The organism is Methylophaga nitratireducenticrescens (genome assembly GCF_000260985.4).
Lineage (GTDB): Bacteria > Pseudomonadota > Gammaproteobacteria > Nitrosococcales > Methylophagaceae > Methylophaga > Methylophaga nitratireducenticrescens.
In genome coordinates this window covers 496,056-516,427 of sequence record NC_017857.3, presented here as the reverse complement: position 1 = coordinate 516,427, position 20,372 = coordinate 496,056, and the positions used below count along the sequence as shown (strand labels likewise).

Here is a 20,372-nt window from a genome sequence, read left to right as displayed (position 1 = left end):
GAGTCACTATAGAGATGCCGAGTTCGTTCAATAAACAAAAAGAGTGGCTGGGGTACCAGGATTCGAACCTGGGAATGACGGGATCAAAACCCGTTGCCTTACCGCTTGGCGATACCCCAACTGTTTTTACTCAACTCTATCAAATTGCAGTTACATCAAGACGTCTATCGAAGTCTTTTGCACAAAAACTCAACGGTGATTCGTTGCAGCCTTTTGCAGTAAAAGCATGCCAGTGTGCCGGCACATGTTCTAAAACATTTTCAGCCGCACTGGCCGATTCAAAGCGGGCAAAAACACAAGAACCCGTTCCGGTCATTCGTGGAATGGTTGCATATTGTGCCAACCATGCCAGTGCTTGTGCAACTGGTGGATGCAATTTTGTTACCACCGATTCGCATATATTACTGCCTTCCCCCGCAAGGAAGCCCGCTATTGTGATGGGTTCACAATCACGTGTCAATTGCGTTGCAGAAAATATTTCTGCTGTTGAGACGGCACATTCGGGGAAGATAACTAAATACCACGGTTCTGGTGGTTCAATTTTAGTAAAAATTTCTCCCACACCTTCGGCCCAGGCGGCGTGACCTCGCACAAAAACCGGTACATCTGCGCCTAGCTGCAACCCCAGGCTCGCTAATTGATCTTCTGTTAAACCACATTGCCAAAGCTTATTTAGCGCAACAAGGGTTGTCGCTGCATCCGAACTGCCCCCTCCCAGACCGCCTCCCATTGGCAGGTTTTTTTCCAGTTGGATAATGGCTCCTGATCGACTTTTACAGCTTGTCTGTAAAAGACGGGCAGCTTTTACAATCAGATTATCCTCTTCAACAACCTCAGGAAGATCGGCTTTTAGCGTGATCTGTGCGTTTTCGGTGATAGTAAATTTAAGTTTGTCACCATGATCAAGAAACTGAAATGCCGTCTGTAACTCATGATACCCATCTGGCCGTCTGCCGGTGATATGTAAAAACAGATTTAGTTTTGCCGGTGCAGGCCACCATTTATTCATTTACCAGCTTTCCATCCATTCATAATCAGGCGAATACTTAACTGGGGATGTTCGATAAAAATCTTGGCCGGCACATCATTGCCTTCCAGCGGTGCATAATCAACAAACTCCACTTGCCACCCTGCCTGGGAAAGCGTAGTTAAGCGGCCTTTTTCATCCAGGGTTTTCTCATCAACCTTGATAGGTGAATGCGGCAAGCCTCTGACCCAGTCACGCAAAGCGCTAACCGGTAATAACCAGCCGAGCACTTCTGCCAGAAGCTCTTCCGGTGTAGCAGCAGAATAGGTTTCACCATCAGAAAAGGTCATGGTGACCAGTTTGTCATCACCTGCTAACTCCACCGCCCCTTGAGAAAAGGGACCAAACAGGCCGATATTGAATTTTTCCTGCTGCTGTTGCCAGGTCACGCCAACATTCCAGCCTTCTTTATCCTGACGAATAACCGTACGACCACGAAATGACCAATCATCCATTTGTTTTAATGCTGTCTGGCGGTTTTCCCACAACAGTTCTGCAGGTTCCAGCGGCTTTGTCTGCCAGAACGGGGTACAGGCAGTCATCAACAGCAGACCAGTTACTACGAGAAGCTGTTTCATTTGGTTAACCGCTGCAGGGTCTCCTGAAGTACTTTATTATTCGGATCCAGCTTCACGCCCTGATCCCAATACTTTCTGGCTTCATTTTTTTTATTCTGCATCCACAGCACTTCACCCAGATGGGCAACAAACTCTACATCGGCCTGAATCTCCACCGCTTCACGCAGGTAATATTCAGCTTTTTCCAAATTACCCATCCGGTAATACACCCAACCCAGACTATCCAGATAATAAGGATCATTAGGGCGCAGTTCCAAAGCTTTGTTAATTAATTGCAAAGCTTCTTCATGTCGATCAGTACGATCGGTAAGGGTATAACCCAAGGCATTCATCGCCTGAGCATTTTCCGGGTCAATTTTTAAAATGGTGCGCAGATCCTGTTCTAGCATCTCCAGTCTGCCAATTGATTCGGCCACCATGGCGCGGCTGTATAACAGGTCCAGATTGCCCGGGTGATTGGTCAGAGCTTCCGTTAACACCTCAACAGACTCTTCAGGCATGTCGTGCTCCCGCAAAAAAGCGGCTTCAAACAAATAAAAATCTATCGCCTGCTGAGGACGCTCCTGACGCAGCAGTTGCAGATGCTGTCGTGCTTTATCAATATCACCTTGATCGGCGAGTAAATTGATATAACGGGTTTGCGCCATTTCAAAACGCTGGCTGTCTACAGGCACAGAAGCAAACCACACCAAAGCAGAATCCACGTTATCATTCATTTCCTCGGCAAGCCCCATAAAATAGCTGGCCTGACCGCCAGCATCCCCCATTTGTAATAACTGAGTGAAATACGACTTGGCCGTTTGTCCATCATCACGTTCCAGAGCCAGCAATCCCAGCGCAAATACCACATCCGGGTTTTCCGGATTCTCCAAATGCAATTCTTCAAATATGCGTTTTGCTTTTTCCGATTCGCCACTTTCACCTAACAGTTTTCCGTAGGTAAAACGTAAGGATTCACTCGCTCCATCACGCTGAGCTGCTTTGGCAATTAACTTTAATGCTTCTTCATTCTTATCAAAGGTTTGCAGCAAATCTGCTTTAAGGCTCAGATAAGCTTCGTTGTTTGGGTCTTCTTCCAGCAATTCATCGACGGCGATTTCAGCCACATCAAAGCGCTGGAAATAAGCCGCTAATCGGGCATAGGTAAAGCGAGCTGCCGGATCATCATTTTTGTACAGGTCCAATTCCAGAATCGTCTGCAGACCTCTTTCTGGATCACCTTTCTCGCTTAAATTGGCGGCCAAACTTTCCAGATATTTTTCTTTGTTCTCCGGCTCCAATGCGAGCGCTTTGTTCATGTTCACAACGACTTCGGGATAATTATCTTCCATTAATAAAAATGGAACCCGCATCACATAGACCTCAGCCTCTTCCGGCGAGACTTCCTGCCAGCGGGTCAACGCCCGGTCGATACGCTTTGGATCACGGGAAAATGTCGAAATTCGTGCAGAACGTCCCGCCAGATTTGGCGAGTCGGTCAACTCTGCTGCCTGGTTATATAGATCGACCGCAATATCAAGTTGACCGCGCTGACCCGCAATTTCAGCCGTTAACACGTAATAAACCAGTTCGGGAGTAAGCGGTAAAGCTAATTCAGGCTGCGTAGTATCAACGGTCGTTGTTTCATTTAACTCCACCGGCTGCAGGGGCGTTTTTTCGTCTGATTGTTTAGCAGTTGCGGCGCATCCAAACAATAAAATAGGTATCATCACCCAGCCCGCAGATGTAGCGAACTGTTTTGAATGACAGCGTAACTGTTGCAATAAATCCATAATTCAACGACCTGACTGATTGAGTTTGATAGAATGGCGAATTAGTCTTGTCCAGACCGAGATATAAGACAACTTAGCTCACGGCTGTAAATTTTAACAGCATACAACACGACTCCTAAATTATGCATCTTGTCACTTACGGCATTAATCACACAACCGCACCGGTTGATGTGCGCGAGAAGCTTAGCTTTGATGCTGATAAATTACCTTTGGCTTTAGCGTCACTGATGCTGAATGAAAGCGTGATTGAAGCAGTCATTGTCTCAACCTGCAACCGCACCGAAATATACTGTCATCTGGACGAAGATTATGACAATAGTGTCCTGTTATGGTTGCATAACTTTCAACAACAGGATGCCAATGCCCTCAAGTCCTATCTTTATTGTTATGAAGGCGCTGATGCGGTAAGACATTTATTCCGGGTTGCCTGTGGTCTGGATTCGTTAGTTTTAGGCGAACCGCAAATTCTCGGTCAGTTAAAAACCGCCTACACCCAGGCCCTTAACGCAAAAGCGCTGGGGAAATCGCTGGGTCGTTTGTTTCAACATGCCTTTGGCGTAGCCAAACAGGTGCGAACCGATACCGCCATTGGCAACAGTCCGGTTTCTGTCGCCTTTGCTGCTGTCAGTCTGGCAAAACAGATCTTCAGTAATCTGGCCGAATCAACCGCCCTGTTAATCGGTGCCGGTGAAACCATCGAACTGGTAGCCCGTCATCTGTTTGATAACGGCATCAAGCGTCTGATTATTGCCAATCGCACCGTTGAAAAAGCCCATCTTCTGGCAACCTCAGTGAATGGATATGCGATTAGTCTGAGTGAAATTCCGGCCCATCTCGCCGAAGCGGATATTGTGATCAGCTCCACCGCCAGTCAGCTGCCCATTCTTGGCAAAGGCACGGTCGAAAGTGCCTTAAAGCTGCGCAAACGAAAACCAATTTTCATGGTAGATATTGCGGTTCCACGTGATATCGAAGCAGAAGTCGGACAACTTGAAGACATCTATTTATACACCGTTGATGATTTGCATGACATTATTGAAGAAAACCTGCAGTCACGGCGCGATGCAGCCAAGCAGGCAGAGGAAATCATTGATACGCAGGCTGATCATTTTGCCGGCTGGATGCGCAGTCAGGATGCAGTACCGGTTATCAGAGCGATTCGTGATCAGGGACAAATGTTCAGCACTCAGGCCGTCGATAAAGCCTTACGCCAGCTCGAACAGGGCATGAATGCGGAAATGGTGATGACTGAACTGGCCCGCACCCTGACCAACAAACTATTACATGAACCCAGTAGACAACTGCGGCAATCAGCATTTGAATCTGATGAAAATAATCCGATGATTGATGCTGCCCGCCGTTTATTTAATATTAAGGATTGATCTGTGAAAGATTCCATCAGGCATAAACTTGAAGCATTAGTTGATCGTCATGAAGAGATCAGTGGCCTGCTATCTGATCCGGAAACCATGGCCAATCAGAACAAATTTCGCACTTTATCGCAGGAATACGCACAGCTGGAGCCTGTTGTTAAACACTTTGGCTTATATCTGCAGACTTTGAGTGATCTGAAAGATGCTCAGGCAATGATGCAGGAAAGTGATCCGGAAATGCGTGAAATGGCCAAGGAAGAACTGGCCATTGCTGAGGAAAAACAGGAACAGCTTGCCATTGATTTGCAGAAATTGTTGTTACCTAAAGATCCAAATGATCAACGTAATATCTTTCTCGAAGTCCGCGCCGGTACCGGTGGTGATGAAGCCGCCATTTTTTCCGGTGATTTATTTCGAATGTACACCCGTTATGCTGAATCACGTCGCTGGCAGGTTGAAGTGCTCAATGCTCAGGAAGGCGAGCATGGCGGTTATAAAGAAATCATCGCCCGTATTGTTGGTGATGGGGCTTACTCACGGCTGAAATTTGAATCCGGCGCCCATCGGGTACAACGGGTTCCGGAAACTGAATCCCAGGGGCGGATTCATACCTCAGCCTGTACGGTAGCGATTTTGCCGGAAGCCGATGAAATTGATCAGATTGAAATCAACCCGGCGGATATCAAAATGGATACCTTCCGTTCATCCGGTGCCGGTGGCCAGCATGTTAATACTACTGATTCCGCCGTGCGTATCACGCACATTCCAACCGGCATTATCGTTGAATGTCAGGAAGAACGTTCACAACATAAAAACCGCGCCAAAGCGATGTCCGTTCTGCAGTCACGCATCATGGCAGCGAAAGAGGAAAAACAAGCCTCCGAACAAGCCGAAACCCGCAGATTATTAGTCGGTAGCGGTGATCGCAGCGAACGCATCCGTACTTATAACTATCCACAAGGCCGTATTACCGACCATCGAATCAATTTAACGTTATATAAATTGGATGAAGTCATGTCAGGTCAGCTGGATCAGGTCATTGATCCGTTAATCAGCGAATACCAAGCCGATCAGCTGGCCTTATTATCTAAAGATTCCTAGGGACTGTTGATCCTTCAGAGCCACCACTGCTGGAGGCTATTTTTTTGTCCAACAAGGCGGAAATGATGCGATGTAGTTGTTCTACATAAGTCATTTTCAACGCCGTAGGGCGGAAAAATAGCCCCAGCCCTGCGGGTTGAGGCTGAAAATGCACCACTCTTCGTTGCTCATCGTTTATTTAGAATTACTAAACTGCTCTCCTCGCGCCTTGATTGGTGCATTTTCAGTCACAACAGAGGCGGCTATGAAAGATCAACAGACCCTAGCCAATCCTGCGGTTGTAAATAATGCTCATATAACCTGGCTTCCGCAGAGCCCGGCTCGGGTTGCCAGTTATAGCGCCATTTCACCAATGGCGGCAATGACATCAGGATCGACTCGGTACGGCCACCTGACTGCAAACCAAACAAGGTTCCGCGGTCATAAACCAGATTAAATTCCACATAACGACCACGACGATACAGCTGAAAGTCACGCTGTTGTTCGGTGTAACTTAAATCTTTACGACGTTCGACGATTGGTAAATACGCTGCAGTGTAGCTGTTGCCAACACTTTGCAACAAGCCAAAACACTGTTCAAAATCCGGTTGATTCAAATCATCAAAAAACAACCCGCCTACGCCCCGCGGTTCGTTGCGATGTTTGAGAAAGAAATACTCATCGCACCATTTTTTGTAATCTTCGTATACATTGTCACCAAAAGGATTACAGGCATTTTTAGCTGTTTGATGCCAATGGATAACATCTTCATCAAAGGTGTAATAAGGCGTCAAATCATAACCACCTCCAAACCACCATATGGGTTCTTCGCCGGCTTTCTCAGCTATAAAGAAACGTACATTGGCATGAGAGGTTGGCACATACGGGTTATGTGGATGAATCACCAGCGATACCCCCATCGCCTGAAAACTGCGTCCAGCAAGTTCAGGCCGGCTGGCAGTTGCTGATGGCGGTAAGTTATCACCACTGACTTCGGAGAAATTGACCCCGGCCTGTTCAAACACTGCGCCGTTATTTAAAACACGGGTTCGCCCACCTCCACCGGCCGGTCGCTGCCAGTCATCTTCAGCAAATTTCTGTTTGCCATCTGAATTTTCAACTTCTTTACAGATAGTATCTTGTAGTGAGAGTAGGTATTTACGTACGGCATTAATATCCGGCGCACTCATCGCAGTACCTCACCAGTGAATGCATCACGGATAGTGGATGGCTTGGAAGCCCCGCCCAATGCTCCGGGCAGCACATAATCCAGTTCAGGTAACTGCCAATGCACTTGATGGACATTCTTGGCAGGTCGCAGACCAGTAATATTGGCGCTGCTTGAAACTAGCGGACCGCCAAATCTGCGGCATAGCTCTGCTGCTAAGGGATGCGCTGTTACTCTGACTGCCAGTGTGCCCCGGCCACCGGTTAATAATGGAGAAACCGAAGAACGAACCGGCAATAACCAGGTGTTTGGGCCTGGCCAGCTTTGAGTGACTTTGGCGAGAATGTCAGCAGATAACGGCTGGATAAAATCCTGCAACTGATTGAAGTCTGATGCAATCAGAATCAGGCCTTTTTCCAATGGACGACGTTTCATCATCAGTAATCTGATAATGGCGGTTTCGCTTGAGGGATCACAGCCAACGCCAAACACTGCTTCGGTAGGATAGGCGATTACCCCATCCTCCTGCAAAGCAAGGTAGGCCTGTCTCAATTGCCAGTTAGAAAAATTCATATTCGGTGCAGATCGCTACTTTTAAAAGATTAATTAAACACGTTGCCGTTTTTTCTGCATCATTTCCTCAACAAACGGCATTAGAATAATTTCAATAGCCAGGCCCATTTTGGTTCCTGGCACAACCATATTGTTGGGCCGTGACATAAATGAATCCTTCAGCATTGATAGGTAATACGGAAAATCTGCCATCTTGGGATCTTTAAAACGGATAACACACAGACTTTCATCCGGGGTGGGAATTTCCCGCATCACAAACGGGTTTGAGGTATCAATTAACGGCACCCGCTGAAAGTTGATATGGGTGCGGGAAAACTGAGGCGTAATGTGGTGAATGTAATCCGGCATACGTTTCAAAATAATATCGACAACGGCATCCTGAGAATATCCACGGTTGGCACAGTCACGTTTGATCTTCTGGATCCACTCGATATTGATAACCGGCACCACACCAATTAACAGATCGGTATGTTGGGCAATATTCACTTCATCGGTAACCATACCGCCGTGCAGCCCCTCGTAAAACAGCAGATCACTGTCATTATCCAACTCTTCCCACTCGGTAAATGTTCCGGGTGGTTGATTGAATTTAACTGCTTCGGATTCGTCGTGAATGTAATAACGTTTTTCGCCACGGCCGGTTTCTGAGTAGGTCTGAAACAATCTTTCCAGTCGATCAAGACAATTGGCTTCAGGACCGAAATGCGTCAACGCGCGACCTTCGGCTTCCGCCTGAACTACAGCGGCACGCATCTCCTCACGATTATATCGGTGAAAGCTGTCACCCTCGATAACAGCAGGCTTAACATTGGTACGACGAAAAATGTCTTCAAATGCATGTTTTACATTCGAAGTGCCTGCGCCGGAAGACCCTGTAACTGCAATAATCGGATGGGATACAGACATTCCGCCTTCTCCTTAAAGTCGCAATATATCAGCCTTTTTGTTGCTCTCGGGCAACTGCACGATAGGCAATATCAGTTCGATAATAAGCATCCTGCCATTGAATCTTTGCGACTCCAGCATAAGCCTGTTGCTGAGCAGCAGCAACACCTTCGCCCAGAGCGGTCACACATAAAACACGGCCACCAGCGGTGACAACTTTATCTTGATCAAATGCCGTACCTGCATGGAATACACGAGTATCAACTGAATCCACGACATCCAATCCGCTAATCACATCGCCTTTTTTATAGCTGTCCGGATAACCACCAGCAGCCATGACGACACCTACGGCAGCACGGGGATCCCACTCAGCGGTGACTTGATCCAGGCGTTTATCCAGTGCCGCTTCACATAACTCGACTAAATCAGAAAGCAGACGCATCAATATTGGTTGGGTTTCCGGATCACCAAAACGGCAGTTATATTCCACTACCCGTGGTGCCCCCATTTCATCAATCATCAACCCGGCATATAAAAAACCAGTGTAGGGCCGTCCATCTGCTGCCATACCTTTAACAGTAGGTTCGATGACTTCACTCATCACCCGTTCAAAGACGCTATCTGTCACAACCGGAGCAGGCGAATATGCTCCCATGCCACCGGTATTTGGTCCTTTATCGCCATTATCGCGGGCCTTGTGATCCTGAGAAGTTGCCAGCGGCAGAATATGCTCGCCATCCACCATCACAATAAAACTGGCTTCTTCGCCGGCCATAAACTCTTCGATAACTACACGGTGACCTGCTTCACCAAAGGCATTACCGGACAACATGTCTTCAACTGCCGCAATCGCTTCTTCAACCGTCTGCGCAACGATCACACCTTTACCGGCAGCCAGACCATCAGCTTTCACCACGATAGGCGCGCCACGCTGCAGAATGTATTCAATAGCATTGGAGATATTGGTAAAGACTTGATAGGCAGCGGTGGGAATTTGATGACGGGCCAGAAAATCTTTGGTGAATGATTTGGAAGCTTCCAGTTGAGCGGCATCCATACTTGGGCCGAAACAGCGTAAACCGGCTTTTTCAAAGGCATCGACGACACCTTTAACTAATGGAGTTTCAGGGCCAACAACGGTTAAACCGATATCATTCTGCCGTGCGAAGGCCACCAGCGCATCAATATCATCAACTGCGATGTTGACATTGCTGACACCTGCCTCATTTGCGGTTCCCGGATTGCCTGGAGCGACAAAAACGTCACTGCAACGCGGTGATTGTTTCAGTTTCCAAGCCAGCGCATGCTCACGACCGCCACTACCAATGACCAGAACTTTCATTATCTTGTTGCCACACCTGCTGAAATAAAGCGGCAATGATACCGTAGATGACTGTATAACCAAACATTAATACATGGTTATGACATACCCAAGTCAGCTTATATAAGGCATAGATTGTAACTATGGCGGCTTTTGATTATTGTGATCTAAAGCCTTTGCCAAGTGAGAAAAATACGAGTGGAAGATTTAAAAACATCGGAAGCCTGGCGCGTCTTCCGCATCCAATCTGAACTGATTGACGGTATTGAAACCCTAAATGAGCTTGGTCCGGCCGTATCCATCTTTGGCAGTGCGTGTTTAACAGAAGACTCGCCGTATTATCAGGCGGCTAAACAGGTTGCCCAGTCTCTTTCCCAGGCAAAGTTTTCCATTATTACCGGTGGCGGTCCCGGCATTATGCATGCCGCCAATGCCGGTGCGTTCAAACAAGGATCACACTCTGTTGGCCTCAACATTGAACTGCCGATGGAACAAAAACCCAACCCGAATCAAGATATCAGTTTAAGTTTTCGCTATTTTTTTGTGCGCAAACTGATGTTTGTTAAATCCTCGATGGGCTATGTAGTGTTTCCCGGTGGTTTTGGTACTTTGGATGAATTCTTTGAAGCATTAACACTTATCCAAAGCCGCAAAATCCGTCACTTCCCGGTAATTTTGTATGGCTCAGAATACTGGAAAGGACTGATCGACTGGCTTCGGGCTGAAGTGCTGCGAATGGACTGTATCAAAGAAGACGATCTGAATATTTTCCATCTGGTAGATAAACCCGAAGACGTGTTACCGATTATTCAGAAACATTTTGCTGATTTAGGTGCTCATCCTGAAAACGACCAACGTTTTCCAGTCTGAGCATGACACAAAACAGGCATTAACCCCTCGAGCAAAAATCTGCTGTATAATCTTAACCTTACGTGTTTAGGGGCTTTGCTATGCAAAATGAGCTGATTATAAACCGCTTACTTATTCAAAAATATGATACCGCTGGGCCGAGATATACCTCCTACCCCACCGCTTTGGAATTCCATGAAAATTTTAAGGCAAAGGAATTTATAGAGCATGCTGAAATATCCAATCAGCGAGGGGGGCCATTATCTCTGTATTTTCACCTGCCTTTTTGCGATACCGTATGTTTTTACTGTGCCTGCAACAAAATCATTACTAAAAATCGCGACCATGCCACACCCTATCTTGAAAACCTTTATAAAGAACTAGCTATTAAGGCCGCATTAGTTGATACCAGCAGACCGGTGACGCAACTGCACTGGGGCGGTGGCACACCAACATTTATCAGCGAACAGCAAATGCAGGATCTGATGAATGAAACCCGTCGTCATTTTCATATTGCTGACGATGCTGATATCTCGATTGAAATTGATCCACGTGAAGCAAATGCCGAAACTATCGCCCTGTTAAAAAAAATAGGCTTTAACCGTATCAGCCTTGGCGTTCAGGATTTTGACCCTGCAGTGCAAAAAGCCGTCAACCGCATTCAATCAGAAACCGAAACATTAGCGGTGATTGATGCGGCTCGCCAGCAAGAGTTTCGATCTATAAGTGTAGATTTAATCTATGGTCTGCCACTGCAAACGTTAGCAGGCTTTAGTACCACGATCGATAAAATTATCGCTGCAGATCCTGATCGTATCTCATTGTTTAACTATGCTCATATGCCTAAGCTTTTTAAAACTCAGCGTCAGATCAATAGTGAAGACTTACCGACTCCAGAACAAAAGCTGAGCATCCTGCAACTGTCAATCAATAAACTAACCGATGCTGGTTATCTATATATTGGTATGGATCACTTTGCCAAACCAGATGATGAACTGAGTGTGGCACAACAACAAAATCGATTACATCGAAATTTTCAAGGTTATGCCACCCATGCCGAGTGTGACCTTATCGGCTTTGGCATTACTTCGATTGGGCAAATCGGCGATGCTTATGTTCAGAATGTCAAAACACTACTCGAATACGATAATCTGCTTAAACAAAATCAGTTGCCCTTAATGCGAGGTATCAGCCTTACCGAAGATGATAAGTTACGGCGAACCATTATTACCCGTTTAATCTGTGATTTTGCTTTGGATATAGTGGAAATAGAACAGGACTACAGTATTCAATTTAAAGAATACTTCACAGAGGCTTACCTTCAACTCGAACAATTTGCCGAAGACGGTTTGTTGGAATATAACCGGCAAAATATTTCGGTTTTACCCGCAGGCCGCTTGTTGATACGTAATATTTGTATGGCCTTTGATAAATACAGCCAACAAGCAAAACAGAGATTCTCCAAAGTTATATAAGGCCGATACTGGAAAAATTCCACAACATTGAAAGCAACTCTTGCGACGTTAACTATGCTGTATGCTGAAACGCACCGGTAACCCGGAAATTATTCGCCCAGATATGCACCCCATCGTCTCTTCCGGTTTGATAATTCATAACGCCTTCAAACTGGAACCTTTATTCGTCAACATAATGCGATTAAAAAGACTGGCTTTTTGCAATACCTCTCCCAAACACTTCGCAAAATTAGCATTGGCACAGCGATGCAACGCAATCTCGGCATCTTAAATCAACAACTCAATTGTGAGCTGACCTCGCACGCTATCGAAAACAATCCAGAATGAATTTTAATCCCCCAAGAACGTCTTTCGATTGCCTTAATGCTCGCCAACGACCTGGCCAGAGAGCTAAAAAGATGCAGAGACATCAAAACCAAATTTGATATAAATCTCGAACAGCATACAAAATGACATAAAATCTCATTAAATAGCAGCCACAAAGCCTGCCAGGTGCTTAATATCAATATGAAGGCGATGCGATGTACATCAAGTTGACAAGCTACCCTGATGATCGACAGAGTTTCCTTAAGGAGGAGGTCCTCAAAATGATTGAAAGGCATTAACAATTACCCTCTTCTGCAAAAAATAAAGTAATTTGGTGTGAACAATTGTGAAATCTTGTTTATAATGTTCGGCTTGCTGCCCGGGTGGTGAAATTGGTAGACACAAGGGACTTAAAATCCCTCGACTTTGCGGTCGTGCCGGTTCGATTCCGGCCCCGGGCACCAACAGAAATATTTAAGCCTCAATATGGAAACATGTTGGGGCTTTTTTGTTTTTACTAAATCCTTTTCAACAAATTAGGAGAACCCAACTACTAAAGATTATAGAAACGTGTTGGAATACTGAGTATTTAAATTTAAAAACATGCACTTTGCCCTTCTCTACGCACCACACTAGCGCGAAGCTTCCTAGTGACGGTTTTACATTAATTCCTGACCTATCCTCAGTCGGCCCCCATATGACTACTACATGGAAATTGCTGGAACACGCTACTATCTCAGCGCAAATAATATGAAAAGTATCGAAATTGGCAGCAAGGTTCAATTTGAACATGAGTCCGACAATCCAAAGGACAAAAATGCTATCGCTGTATTTTGCAACGGTGTGCAAATTGACAATGTGAATAGAGTAGTGTCCTCAGAGATCAGACAACTTCTAGAGAATAAACAGCTAAGTGGGGTCGTATCTAAACTTATCCCTGATGAAGAGCGTCCTCTGATCTATGTATTGATAAAGGTATCTAATCAGGGCTCTACCCCGTTTCTACGGGCGGTTTAAAAAAGGTTCAAAACTGCATATCATTTTTAAGTTAGTTACGCGCGCCCGTTTCTCTGACAAAAATTAACTGGCAGAATCACTAAATGTTTTGAACAAGTGATCACTTTAAGCCCATCTGCAGCCTCTATGACCCCTTCACGACCGTCGGCAAATGGCGGCCGTTTTCCTCATCCTTTTGTCACCTGTCATAATACCAAACTCCTACAACCTTCAAATACGAGATCCCCATGCAAGAAACAACCTTTCAACTGGCACACTTTAACGATTTTCTCACCATCGCCCGACAGCAAGAAGAGCCCCAAACGCTGCTGATAGTGCTCGCGCGACGTGAGTTGCCCACTGGCTACACCGAAGAACAGAAGCAGCGGTTTGATCGTGGAGAGGGTGGACACCTAGCACCGCAGGCCGCTGTCGACAAACGCCCCGAGGAGCTGACCAACTTTTCTGGACTGGTCAGCGAAGCTAGCCAGATGGTTCAGGACTGGGACGCCGTTTTTGTAGCCGCCCTGCTCGGACAGAACGGGCAGGCGCCCCGGGAAGCGAACATCGACCAAGAGCTGGAACGCATGGTTCAGGCTATTCGCGATGGGCGCATCAATCAATTTCTGGTGTTCGACCGTCAGGGGGCCCCCATGGCCTTGGAAGTCGGTTAGTCGCCTTGCTCTCATAGGCGAGGGAAAGGCAACGGGCGAGCCCTCAGAATTCGACCAGATTCTGGCATAACAAATGGTGCTTTGGCGGCCCCCTCAACCGTTTTGTGATGGGCCAAACCTGCCAGCCGCTCCCCGGGGAAGTATCTACAGCAGAGATCCTGCCAGTTCGGGGGACCTCTATAAATTGTTTGCCAACTCTGGCATTCTGAAAATTTCGCCTGCATGGGTGCAGGTGATAGAGTTACGCAGAAAGCCAAAGCCGCAGCGGCCACAATTAATTTATAGTGACCCTCTGATCAATTACCAGACGGCAGAGCTTTCCGAGGTCAAGTCGGCTGTGCCGGTTCGAGTCCGGCCTCGACACCATTAGAAATATTTAAGCCCCAATATTGAAGTGTTGGGGCTTTTTTGCCCCCCGATTGACATCAAATAAAACTCTTTCCGCTTGAACTCAAACGTAAGTTGACAAAGAGTGACTTTCAGTATGGACATGAAGGCAAACAACAAGCTTTGAGAGAGCCGGGAACAGCTCTACGAGCACTATCTTGACAAAACCAAAAGAGAGATGGTAGGGTCAGGTCAAAAGCCTCTTAAACTCTTTGAAACTCAGAGATATCTCAAACCTCGGTTCACAACGTTAACAGCAAGCATAGCCCTTCAGGGCTCTCGGCGATAAAAGGGCTAAATATTGAGGCAATGTCCTCAAAAAGGGGTTCCCCTTAGTTTTACAAGTCATAAAAAGCAGTTATTCATCTTTCCTCTGTTGGTAGGCCGTGCAGATGAGATGGCTTAGAAATGTAGCAGCTAACAGCCCCACAAAAAACTAAAAGAAGGACTGAGTAGCTATCACGTACATCTTTTGACAGGAGCTCGTATGCAACAGAAAAAATTTTATGGGCCACTCCGAATATTTAGCTTTGTTGTGTTATTGCTGATGGCATCGGGCATTATCTACGCTACTTCAATCTCAATTCTTTATTGGGGTGGCATCAGCGTCTAGTACGAGGGATAACTATGACTAATCGGCAGGCTCGAATTTTTGCAATTGCATCCACTGGCATTGCTGCTTTTATATTTCTAGTACTTACCCTGGATACTCACCGTCAAATTGACGATCTGACGCATGCTGAAAATATCAACGATGAAGTGATCCACGGGAAAGACGTATGGCACAAATACAATTGCATTAACTGCCATACGATTTTTGGTGAAGGTGCTTATTACGCACCTGATCTGACTAAGATAACAAAACACCGAACAGTAGATTATCTCACCGCTTATATGCGAGACCCTTCAAAATTTTATGATGAGCAAAAGCATCGCCGGCTCATGCCCACTCAAAATTTGAGCGAAAAGGAGATTGCCGATCTGATTACTTTTCTCGAGTGGGTTTCCAATGTAGATAATCAAGGATGGCCTCCTCGTCCCATAACCGTCACGGGAAGCGGTGTTTCTGGTGGTGTAATAGCGGATGCAGCCCCCCAGGGAGTTACTCCAGTAGACGGGAATGACGATCCACGTGCAATAGGGGAGCACATTTTCCGAACAGCTCAGCCAGCTTGTGCCTCATGTCACTCCACAGAACCTGACGTCAATATGGCTGGCCCGTCCATGGCTGGCTTAGCAAAGCGGGCGGCTGAAATTATTGAATCACCGGAATACGACGGAGAAGCTACCAATATTGAAGAGTACATACGAGAATCCATTATCGCGCCTAGTGCTTATTTGGTGCCCGGAGAAATGTATTCTTCCGGTGAAACATCATTCATGCCGACAGGTTATGAACAGAGCCTTTCAAAGGAAGAACTCGAGCAATTAACAGCCTTTCTGGCAACACTGAAATGATGTTTCACGACCGATTAGCTTGTGTGATGCAAGACGACAGAAACCTCAAGGAGAATAACGATGCGGTATAAATCGCAATCAGTTGCGTATTGGTACTTTGCTGTTGCTATGGTCTTGTTTGGATTACAGCTGGTATTCGGTCTTTTATCTGCCACCAAGTATTTGGGTCCGGATCCTCTGCTTTACATTCTGCCGTTCGACGTGACCAAGGTCATACACACCAACCTTCTTATTGTATGGGTATTAACAGGCTTTATGGGGGGGACCTATTGGATGGTTCCCGATGAGTCGCGTACTGAACTACATAGCGTCAAGCTTGCTTACCTACAACTGATTCTCTGGACGGGTATGGGTGTGGCCGCCATCATTGGCTATCTTTTTCGTTATGGCACAGGCAACAAGCTATTGGAGCAACCCTTGCCGCACAAAATCATCATCGTAATCTGTATGTTGATTTTTCTTTATAACATCGCTATGACAATTAAAAAGTCTGGTCGCTTTACCACCACCGAAGGGGTCTTATTACTAGGGTTGGGTAGCTCTGCATTGTTATTTTTCCCAGCATTACTTCATTACGAAAATTATACGATTTCCATTTTCTATCGGTGGTGGACAATTCATCTTTGGGTGGAAGGCGTCTGGATGATGATTATGGGGTCATTTCTTGCCTATCTCCTGATTCGTCTGTCCGGAGCGGATCGGGAGGTCATGGAAAAATGGCTTTATGTCATTGTCGGATTAGTGTTTATCGCGGGAATTCTCGGAACTGCGCATCATTACTACTGGGTAGGAGTGCCTCAGTATTGGCTTCCGATCGGTGGTTTTTTTAGTGCTCTTGAACCAGCAGCACTAGTTGGCATGGCCGCGTTTGCATATGCAGCCATGCGCCGCTCAGGTTTGGCCCACCCCAATACGCTAGCATTACACTGGACCATTGGCAGCACAGTATTTGCGCTTTTTGGTGCGGGATTGTTGGGTCTTGCACACACTTGGCCAGCAGTCAATAAATGGACGCATGGGACGCTAATTACGGCGATGCATGGTCATGCGGCTTTTTATGGTGCCTACGCCATGATTGTGCTAGCAATGATAACGTATATTCTACCGAAGATGACTAATCGTTCAGAAGAGGGTTCCACATTGGGCTATTGGGCTTTCTGGCTACAGCTTGCGGGTATGTTTGGTATGACTTTATCTTTTGCTACTGCAGGCCTCGGGCAGGTTTATCTGGAACGGATCATGGGCATGGGATATTTGGATGCCCAACTTAAAATTCAGGTTCATTTTCTGATGCTAATTGCAACGGCATCAATTTTTACTATTGGAGTTGCATTATTCATATTCGACTTTTTCAGGTACCGGCCTCATTTTGAAACATCACATGAAGAAGATCCGGTTAACAAAGAAACTGTAGAACGGTGACAGCTGAATTTCTGCATAAACGCTCTGTGCCTGAAGTTAAAGCTGAACCTTTCTATTTGCCATCGGGCAATGAAGTAGACATTTTTGCGCAATGTCATGCACAAAATCTTGCCGTCATGCTTAAAGGCCCGACGGGTTGTGGTAAAACCCGTTTGGTTGAACATATGGCCTGGCGGCTTGGTCGACCACTGATTACCATTCCCTGTCATGACGATTTAGCCGCCAGTGATCTTATTGGCCGGTTTCTGATTCGGCACGATGGAACACAATGGTACGATGGGCCACTAACTCAGGCGGTACGTGAAGGTGCAATCTGCTATCTCGATGAAATCGTTGAGGCCCGACAGGATACTATCGTTGTGTTACATGCATTAACAGATCACAGACGTATTCTTCCGATTGATAAAACGGGTGAAACCGTCAAAGCAGCGACAGGATTTCAGCTGGTGGTTTCCTACAACCCTGGCTATCAACGGATGCTAAAAGATCTTAAACCTTCCACCCGCCAGCGTTTTGTCGCCATGGATCTGGACTTTCCGTCTGCCAGGCATGAACTCACCATTATTCGCGAAGAAAGTGGCGCAGATTATTCGACGGCGCATGCCCTGGTATCACTGGCGCACAGAATTCGTGCCCTTAAAGACCGTGGGCTTGCAGAAGTACCCAGCACTCGGTTGCTGATAGCTACTGCTTTGTTAGTCGAAAAAGGCATTCCAATTCGTGAAGCCTGCTACGCCGGTTTAATTTCACCTTTGTCTGATGATGAATCACTGGTCGGTGCCATGCGTGATCTGGTTGACGCCACTTTTGTATAAAGCTGACTCGTTGATAATGAGTGAGGAGCTCAATGGCAGAAGCTGAAGAACTCATCTCTGATGCTGCTCGCCATGCGACGATATTTGTACAAAAGTTTTGGCGCAAACATAGAACACCACCAGAGCAAAGACAAGCGGTTACTCTGTGCGATGTTGCAGCACGTCTGGATCTGTTGATAACAGCGATATTCGGCAGCAGTTATAATTTACGTTCAGCGCAACGGCCATCACGGGCCACCTTGCTCGCGATGCTATTTCGATATGACCGAGAGCCCCGTCGACAAGATCCAATACCCGCAACTAATGGCTCATCTATCTGGTTACCACCGGACTTAGAAATCGCAGATTCAACCCAAGCTACAGAAATTTATCGTGCTATGGTCCTTCAACAGGCGATTAGAGCTCATCGGGGTGGAGCAGCATATGCAAATATTGAGAGGAGCGCTTTGCAAAATGATGTCTATCTTTTGCTTGAGGCCTATGCCGCCGACGAGGAATTGGTAACGCTATTACCCGGCATCACGGAAACAGTAAACAAGTTACGCGGGAAAGCTCTTAAAAAAAGACCCGCTTTAGCAACGTTTTCTGATGCGCGGAAACCGCTCGAACTATTCCTGCGTAGACTTTTAAAAACGCAATGTGGTCATCCAGATAAGGATATTCCTCTTACCATCACACCAGATGGTTCTTTGAACAATGTCTCGGAAGTTATACGAACTTTTCAACTATTGCCAACCGGTGTTGATGAACGTTATCTTGGTCCCTCTCCATTAGTGAAGGATTGGTGGACAGGTGAACTCCGGCCTCCCTCCCCACAACATGACGTTATTCCGACAGCAATGGAACAAGATAATGGCGAAGATCTAAACAGTACGCCGAGATCAGCAAGGCTTTCCCGCCGCCCCGATGAACGCGAAGCCACAAAAGAGGAACAAAACGAGAACCCAGAATCGGGGATCTGGATGGTTCAGGCCGATGAGTCACATCCACATGCAGAAGATCCCTTTGGACTTCAACGACCAACAGATCGAGATCGGGACACCAGCGCCGATGAATTTGGTGAAATGGTTTCCGAGCTCGCTAATGCACGCCTGGTTTCTACACCAGGTCGGCCAAAGGAAGTGCTTCTATCAGACGATCCTCCAGATGCTCGTGCACGAAAGGAACTTAAAGCGGCAATAGTTGAAGGTAAAGGTTTCAGCTATCCAGAATGGGACTATCGCGAGCAAATTTACCGTGAACCAGGAGCGACTATTCGAGTACTTTCTTCTCAGGAGGGCTCACAAAACTGGGTCGACAATACCCTGGCCGCCCATGAATCCATGCTTCAGTCAATACGCAAACGCTTCGAAATGCTACAGGCACGCCGAGTAACGCGTCGTAAACAGCTTGACGGGGATGATATTGATCTTAATGCTTACACAGACAGTTATGCGGATTTTCGTGCCGGTAAATATTTGGCCGAGGCTTTGTACCAAACACGACGTTATACTGATCGTAACATGGCTATCACTCTCCTTATTGACATCAGTGGCTCCACCGACAGTTGGGTTTCAGCGAACCGACGAGTAATTGATGTAGAAAGAGAAGCGCTTCTTCTGGTTTGCGTTGCTCTTGAGGGCCTGGGCGAACCATATTCCGTTCAGGCCTTTTCCGGTGAAGGCCCCAATGCAGTTACTATTCGACAAATCAAAGACTTTGATGAGCGCTATAACAATGATATTGCCCTTAAAATTAGTGCCTTAGAGCCACAGCACTATACTCGTACTGGAGCCGCCATACGTCATGCGACATCAGGCCTTATGCATCAGCCTGCAGCTCACAGACTGCTATTATTGATTTCCGATGGTAAACCTAGTGACAAAGACGATTATGAAGGTCGTTATGGTGTAGAGGATATGCGTCAATCAGTCACTGAATCAAAGTTGCAAGGCATTCATTGCTTCTGTTTGACCATCGATCGTCAGGCGGCGAACTACCTTCCTCGTATTTTTGGGTCTGGTGGATATGCGCTCTTGACCAAACCCGAATTATTATCGACAGCCTTGTTAGATTGGATGAGGCGACTGGTGAGTGCTTAAGTGACCTTGGTGTTGTTTCATCAAACGTGTTTACACAAAATTTATGTCGGAAACCTGGCTTTCCGGCATTTTCGCAGACATTTTAACCAAGCGACGAACAAAGCTTCCGCATTCTACTCAGCCTTCTGACCT

Annotated in this window: 17 protein-coding genes and 2 tRNA genes; 11 read left to right on the top strand and 8 right to left on the bottom strand. The window is 46.5% G+C overall.

Annotated features, from left to right (window positions below; genetic code table 11):
* Positions 1-44: 44 nt before the first annotated feature.
* The 4 genes from Q7A_RS02360 to Q7A_RS02345 all read right to left on the bottom strand — a co-directional run bounded on the left by Q7A_RS02360 (position 45) and on the right by Q7A_RS02345 (position 3,377).
* A tRNA-Gln gene (locus Q7A_RS02360) sits at positions 45-119 on the bottom strand.
* A gap of 20 nt (positions 120-139) precedes the next feature.
* Positions 140-1,009: a 4-(cytidine 5'-diphospho)-2-C-methyl-D-erythritol kinase gene (gene ispE / locus Q7A_RS02355; RefSeq protein WP_014705726.1), complete on the bottom strand. Its 870-nt coding sequence runs from the start codon at positions 1,007-1,009 to the stop codon at positions 140-142.
* Positions 1,006-1,605 carry a lipoprotein insertase outer membrane protein LolB gene (lolB, locus tag Q7A_RS02350; RefSeq protein ID WP_014705725.1) on the bottom strand — a complete coding sequence of 200 codons (600 nt, stop codon included), beginning with the start codon at positions 1,603-1,605 and terminating at the stop codon, positions 1,006-1,008. The genes ispE and lolB overlap by 4 nt, the downstream gene beginning before the upstream one ends.
* The gene (locus Q7A_RS02345; protein WP_014705724.1) at positions 1,602-3,377 is read right to left on the bottom strand and encodes a tetratricopeptide repeat protein; all 1,776 of its coding nucleotides are present in this window, start codon (positions 3,375-3,377) and stop codon (positions 1,602-1,604) included. Before Q7A_RS02345 ends, lolB begins: the two co-directional genes overlap by 4 nt.
* A gap of 122 nt (positions 3,378-3,499) precedes the next feature.
* Between Q7A_RS02345 and hemA the strand changes: the two genes are divergently transcribed.
* Together hemA and prfA are read left to right on the top strand one after the other, a co-directional pair.
* The gene (gene hemA, locus Q7A_RS02340; RefSeq protein ID WP_014705723.1) at positions 3,500-4,759 is read left to right on the top strand and encodes a glutamyl-tRNA reductase; all 1,260 of its coding nucleotides are present in this window, start codon (positions 3,500-3,502) and stop codon (positions 4,757-4,759) included.
* Positions 4,760-4,762: 3 nt separating this feature from the next.
* Positions 4,763-5,851, top strand: a complete 1,089-nt coding sequence (prfA, locus tag Q7A_RS02335) for a peptide chain release factor 1 (RefSeq protein WP_014705722.1) — start codon at positions 4,763-4,765, stop codon at positions 5,849-5,851.
* A 242-nt stretch (positions 5,852-6,093) separates the two neighbouring features.
* Here prfA and hemF read toward each other — a convergent pair whose 3' ends face one another.
* From hemF to purD, 4 genes are read right to left on the bottom strand one after another with little or no spacing between them, the layout of a single operon-like run.
* Positions 6,094-7,020, bottom strand: a complete 927-nt coding sequence (gene hemF, locus Q7A_RS02330; protein ID WP_014705721.1) for an oxygen-dependent coproporphyrinogen oxidase — start codon at positions 7,018-7,020, stop codon at positions 6,094-6,096.
* Entirely contained in the window at positions 7,017-7,571 is a 555-nt protein-coding gene (locus Q7A_RS02325) for a Sua5/YciO/YrdC/YwlC family protein (RefSeq protein ID WP_014705720.1), read from the bottom strand. Before Q7A_RS02325 ends, hemF begins: the two co-directional genes overlap by 4 nt.
* Before the next feature lie 33 nt (positions 7,572-7,604).
* Positions 7,605-8,477: a phosphoribulokinase gene (locus tag Q7A_RS02320; protein WP_014705719.1), complete on the bottom strand. Its 873-nt coding sequence runs from the start codon at positions 8,475-8,477 to the stop codon at positions 7,605-7,607.
* 28 nt (positions 8,478-8,505) lie between these two features.
* Positions 8,506-9,798 carry a phosphoribosylamine--glycine ligase gene (gene purD / locus Q7A_RS02315; protein ID WP_014705718.1) on the bottom strand — a complete coding sequence of 431 codons (1,293 nt, stop codon included), beginning with the start codon at positions 9,796-9,798 and terminating at the stop codon, positions 8,506-8,508.
* A 177-nt stretch (positions 9,799-9,975) separates the two neighbouring features.
* On the opposite strand from purD, the gene Q7A_RS02310 reads away from it, so the two are divergent.
* The 9 genes from Q7A_RS02310 to Q7A_RS02265 all read left to right on the top strand — a co-directional run bounded on the left by Q7A_RS02310 (position 9,976) and on the right by Q7A_RS02265 (position 20,240).
* Positions 9,976-10,647 carry an LOG family protein gene (locus Q7A_RS02310; RefSeq protein ID WP_014705717.1) on the top strand — a complete coding sequence of 224 codons (672 nt, stop codon included), beginning with the start codon at positions 9,976-9,978 and terminating at the stop codon, positions 10,645-10,647.
* An 80-nt stretch (positions 10,648-10,727) separates the two neighbouring features.
* The gene (gene hemN / locus Q7A_RS02305) at positions 10,728-12,101 is read left to right on the top strand and encodes an oxygen-independent coproporphyrinogen III oxidase (protein ID WP_014705716.1); all 1,374 of its coding nucleotides are present in this window, start codon (positions 10,728-10,730) and stop codon (positions 12,099-12,101) included.
* Between the two features lie 683 nt (positions 12,102-12,784).
* Positions 12,785-12,871 (top strand) — tRNA-Leu (locus tag Q7A_RS02300).
* Between the two features lie 244 nt (positions 12,872-13,115).
* A complete protein-coding gene (locus Q7A_RS02295; RefSeq protein WP_044326371.1) occupies positions 13,116-13,424 on the top strand; it encodes an HIRAN domain-containing protein in 309 nt (102 codons plus the stop codon).
* A 227-nt stretch (positions 13,425-13,651) separates the two neighbouring features.
* Positions 13,652-14,077 carry a hypothetical protein gene (locus Q7A_RS02290; protein ID WP_014705714.1) on the top strand — a complete coding sequence of 142 codons (426 nt, stop codon included), beginning with the start codon at positions 13,652-13,654 and terminating at the stop codon, positions 14,075-14,077.
* 1,014 nt (positions 14,078-15,091) lie between these two features.
* Positions 15,092-15,922, top strand: a complete 831-nt coding sequence (locus Q7A_RS02280; protein WP_014705712.1) for a c-type cytochrome — start codon at positions 15,092-15,094, stop codon at positions 15,920-15,922.
* Positions 15,923-15,982: 60 nt separating this feature from the next.
* Entirely contained in the window at positions 15,983-17,344 is a 1,362-nt protein-coding gene (locus tag Q7A_RS02275; protein ID WP_014705711.1) for a cbb3-type cytochrome c oxidase subunit I, read from the top strand.
* Entirely contained in the window at positions 17,341-18,159 is an 819-nt protein-coding gene (locus Q7A_RS02270; protein WP_014705710.1) for a CbbQ/NirQ/NorQ/GpvN family protein, read from the top strand. The genes Q7A_RS02275 and Q7A_RS02270 overlap by 4 nt, the downstream gene beginning before the upstream one ends.
* A gap of 32 nt (positions 18,160-18,191) precedes the next feature.
* On the top strand, positions 18,192-20,240 hold the full coding sequence (locus Q7A_RS02265) for a nitric oxide reductase activation protein NorD (RefSeq protein WP_014705709.1): 2,049 nt from the start codon (positions 18,192-18,194) through the stop codon (positions 20,238-20,240).
* Positions 20,241-20,372: the final 132 nt, after the last annotated feature.

Bases quoted from the DNA above. Each gene is read 5' to 3' on its own strand.
- lolB (WP_014705725.1), bottom strand. From the start codon at position 1,605: ATGAAACAGCTTCTCGTAGTAACTGGTCTGCTGTTGATGACTGCCTGT.
- hemA (WP_014705723.1), top strand. From the start codon at position 3,500: ATGCATCTTGTCACTTACGGCATTAATCACACAACCGCACCGGTTGAT.
- Q7A_RS02280 (WP_014705712.1), top strand. From the start codon at position 15,092: ATGACTAATCGGCAGGCTCGAATTTTTGCAATTGCATCCACTGGCATT.
- Q7A_RS02275 (WP_014705711.1), top strand. From the start codon at position 15,983: ATGCGGTATAAATCGCAATCAGTTGCGTATTGGTACTTTGCTGTTGCT.
- Q7A_RS02320 (WP_014705719.1), bottom strand. From the start codon at position 8,477: ATGTCTGTATCCCATCCGATTATTGCAGTTACAGGGTCTTCCGGCGCA.
- Q7A_RS02295 (WP_044326371.1), top strand. From the start codon at position 13,116: ATGGAAATTGCTGGAACACGCTACTATCTCAGCGCAAATAATATGAAA.
- Q7A_RS02290 (WP_014705714.1), top strand. From the start codon at position 13,652: ATGCAAGAAACAACCTTTCAACTGGCACACTTTAACGATTTTCTCACC.
- Q7A_RS02345 (WP_014705724.1), bottom strand. From the start codon at position 3,377: ATGGATTTATTGCAACAGTTACGCTGTCATTCAAAACAGTTCGCTACA.
- ispE (WP_014705726.1), bottom strand. From the start codon at position 1,009: ATGAATAAATGGTGGCCTGCACCGGCAAAACTAAATCTGTTTTTACAT.
- hemN (WP_014705716.1), top strand. From the start codon at position 10,728: ATGCAAAATGAGCTGATTATAAACCGCTTACTTATTCAAAAATATGAT.
- hemF (WP_014705721.1), bottom strand. From the start codon at position 7,020: ATGAGTGCGCCGGATATTAATGCCGTACGTAAATACCTACTCTCACTA.
- Q7A_RS02325 (WP_014705720.1), bottom strand. From the start codon at position 7,571: ATGAATTTTTCTAACTGGCAATTGAGACAGGCCTACCTTGCTTTGCAG.
- purD (WP_014705718.1), bottom strand. From the start codon at position 9,798: ATGAAAGTTCTGGTCATTGGTAGTGGCGGTCGTGAGCATGCGCTGGCT.
- Q7A_RS02265 (WP_014705709.1), top strand. From the start codon at position 18,192: ATGGCAGAAGCTGAAGAACTCATCTCTGATGCTGCTCGCCATGCGACG.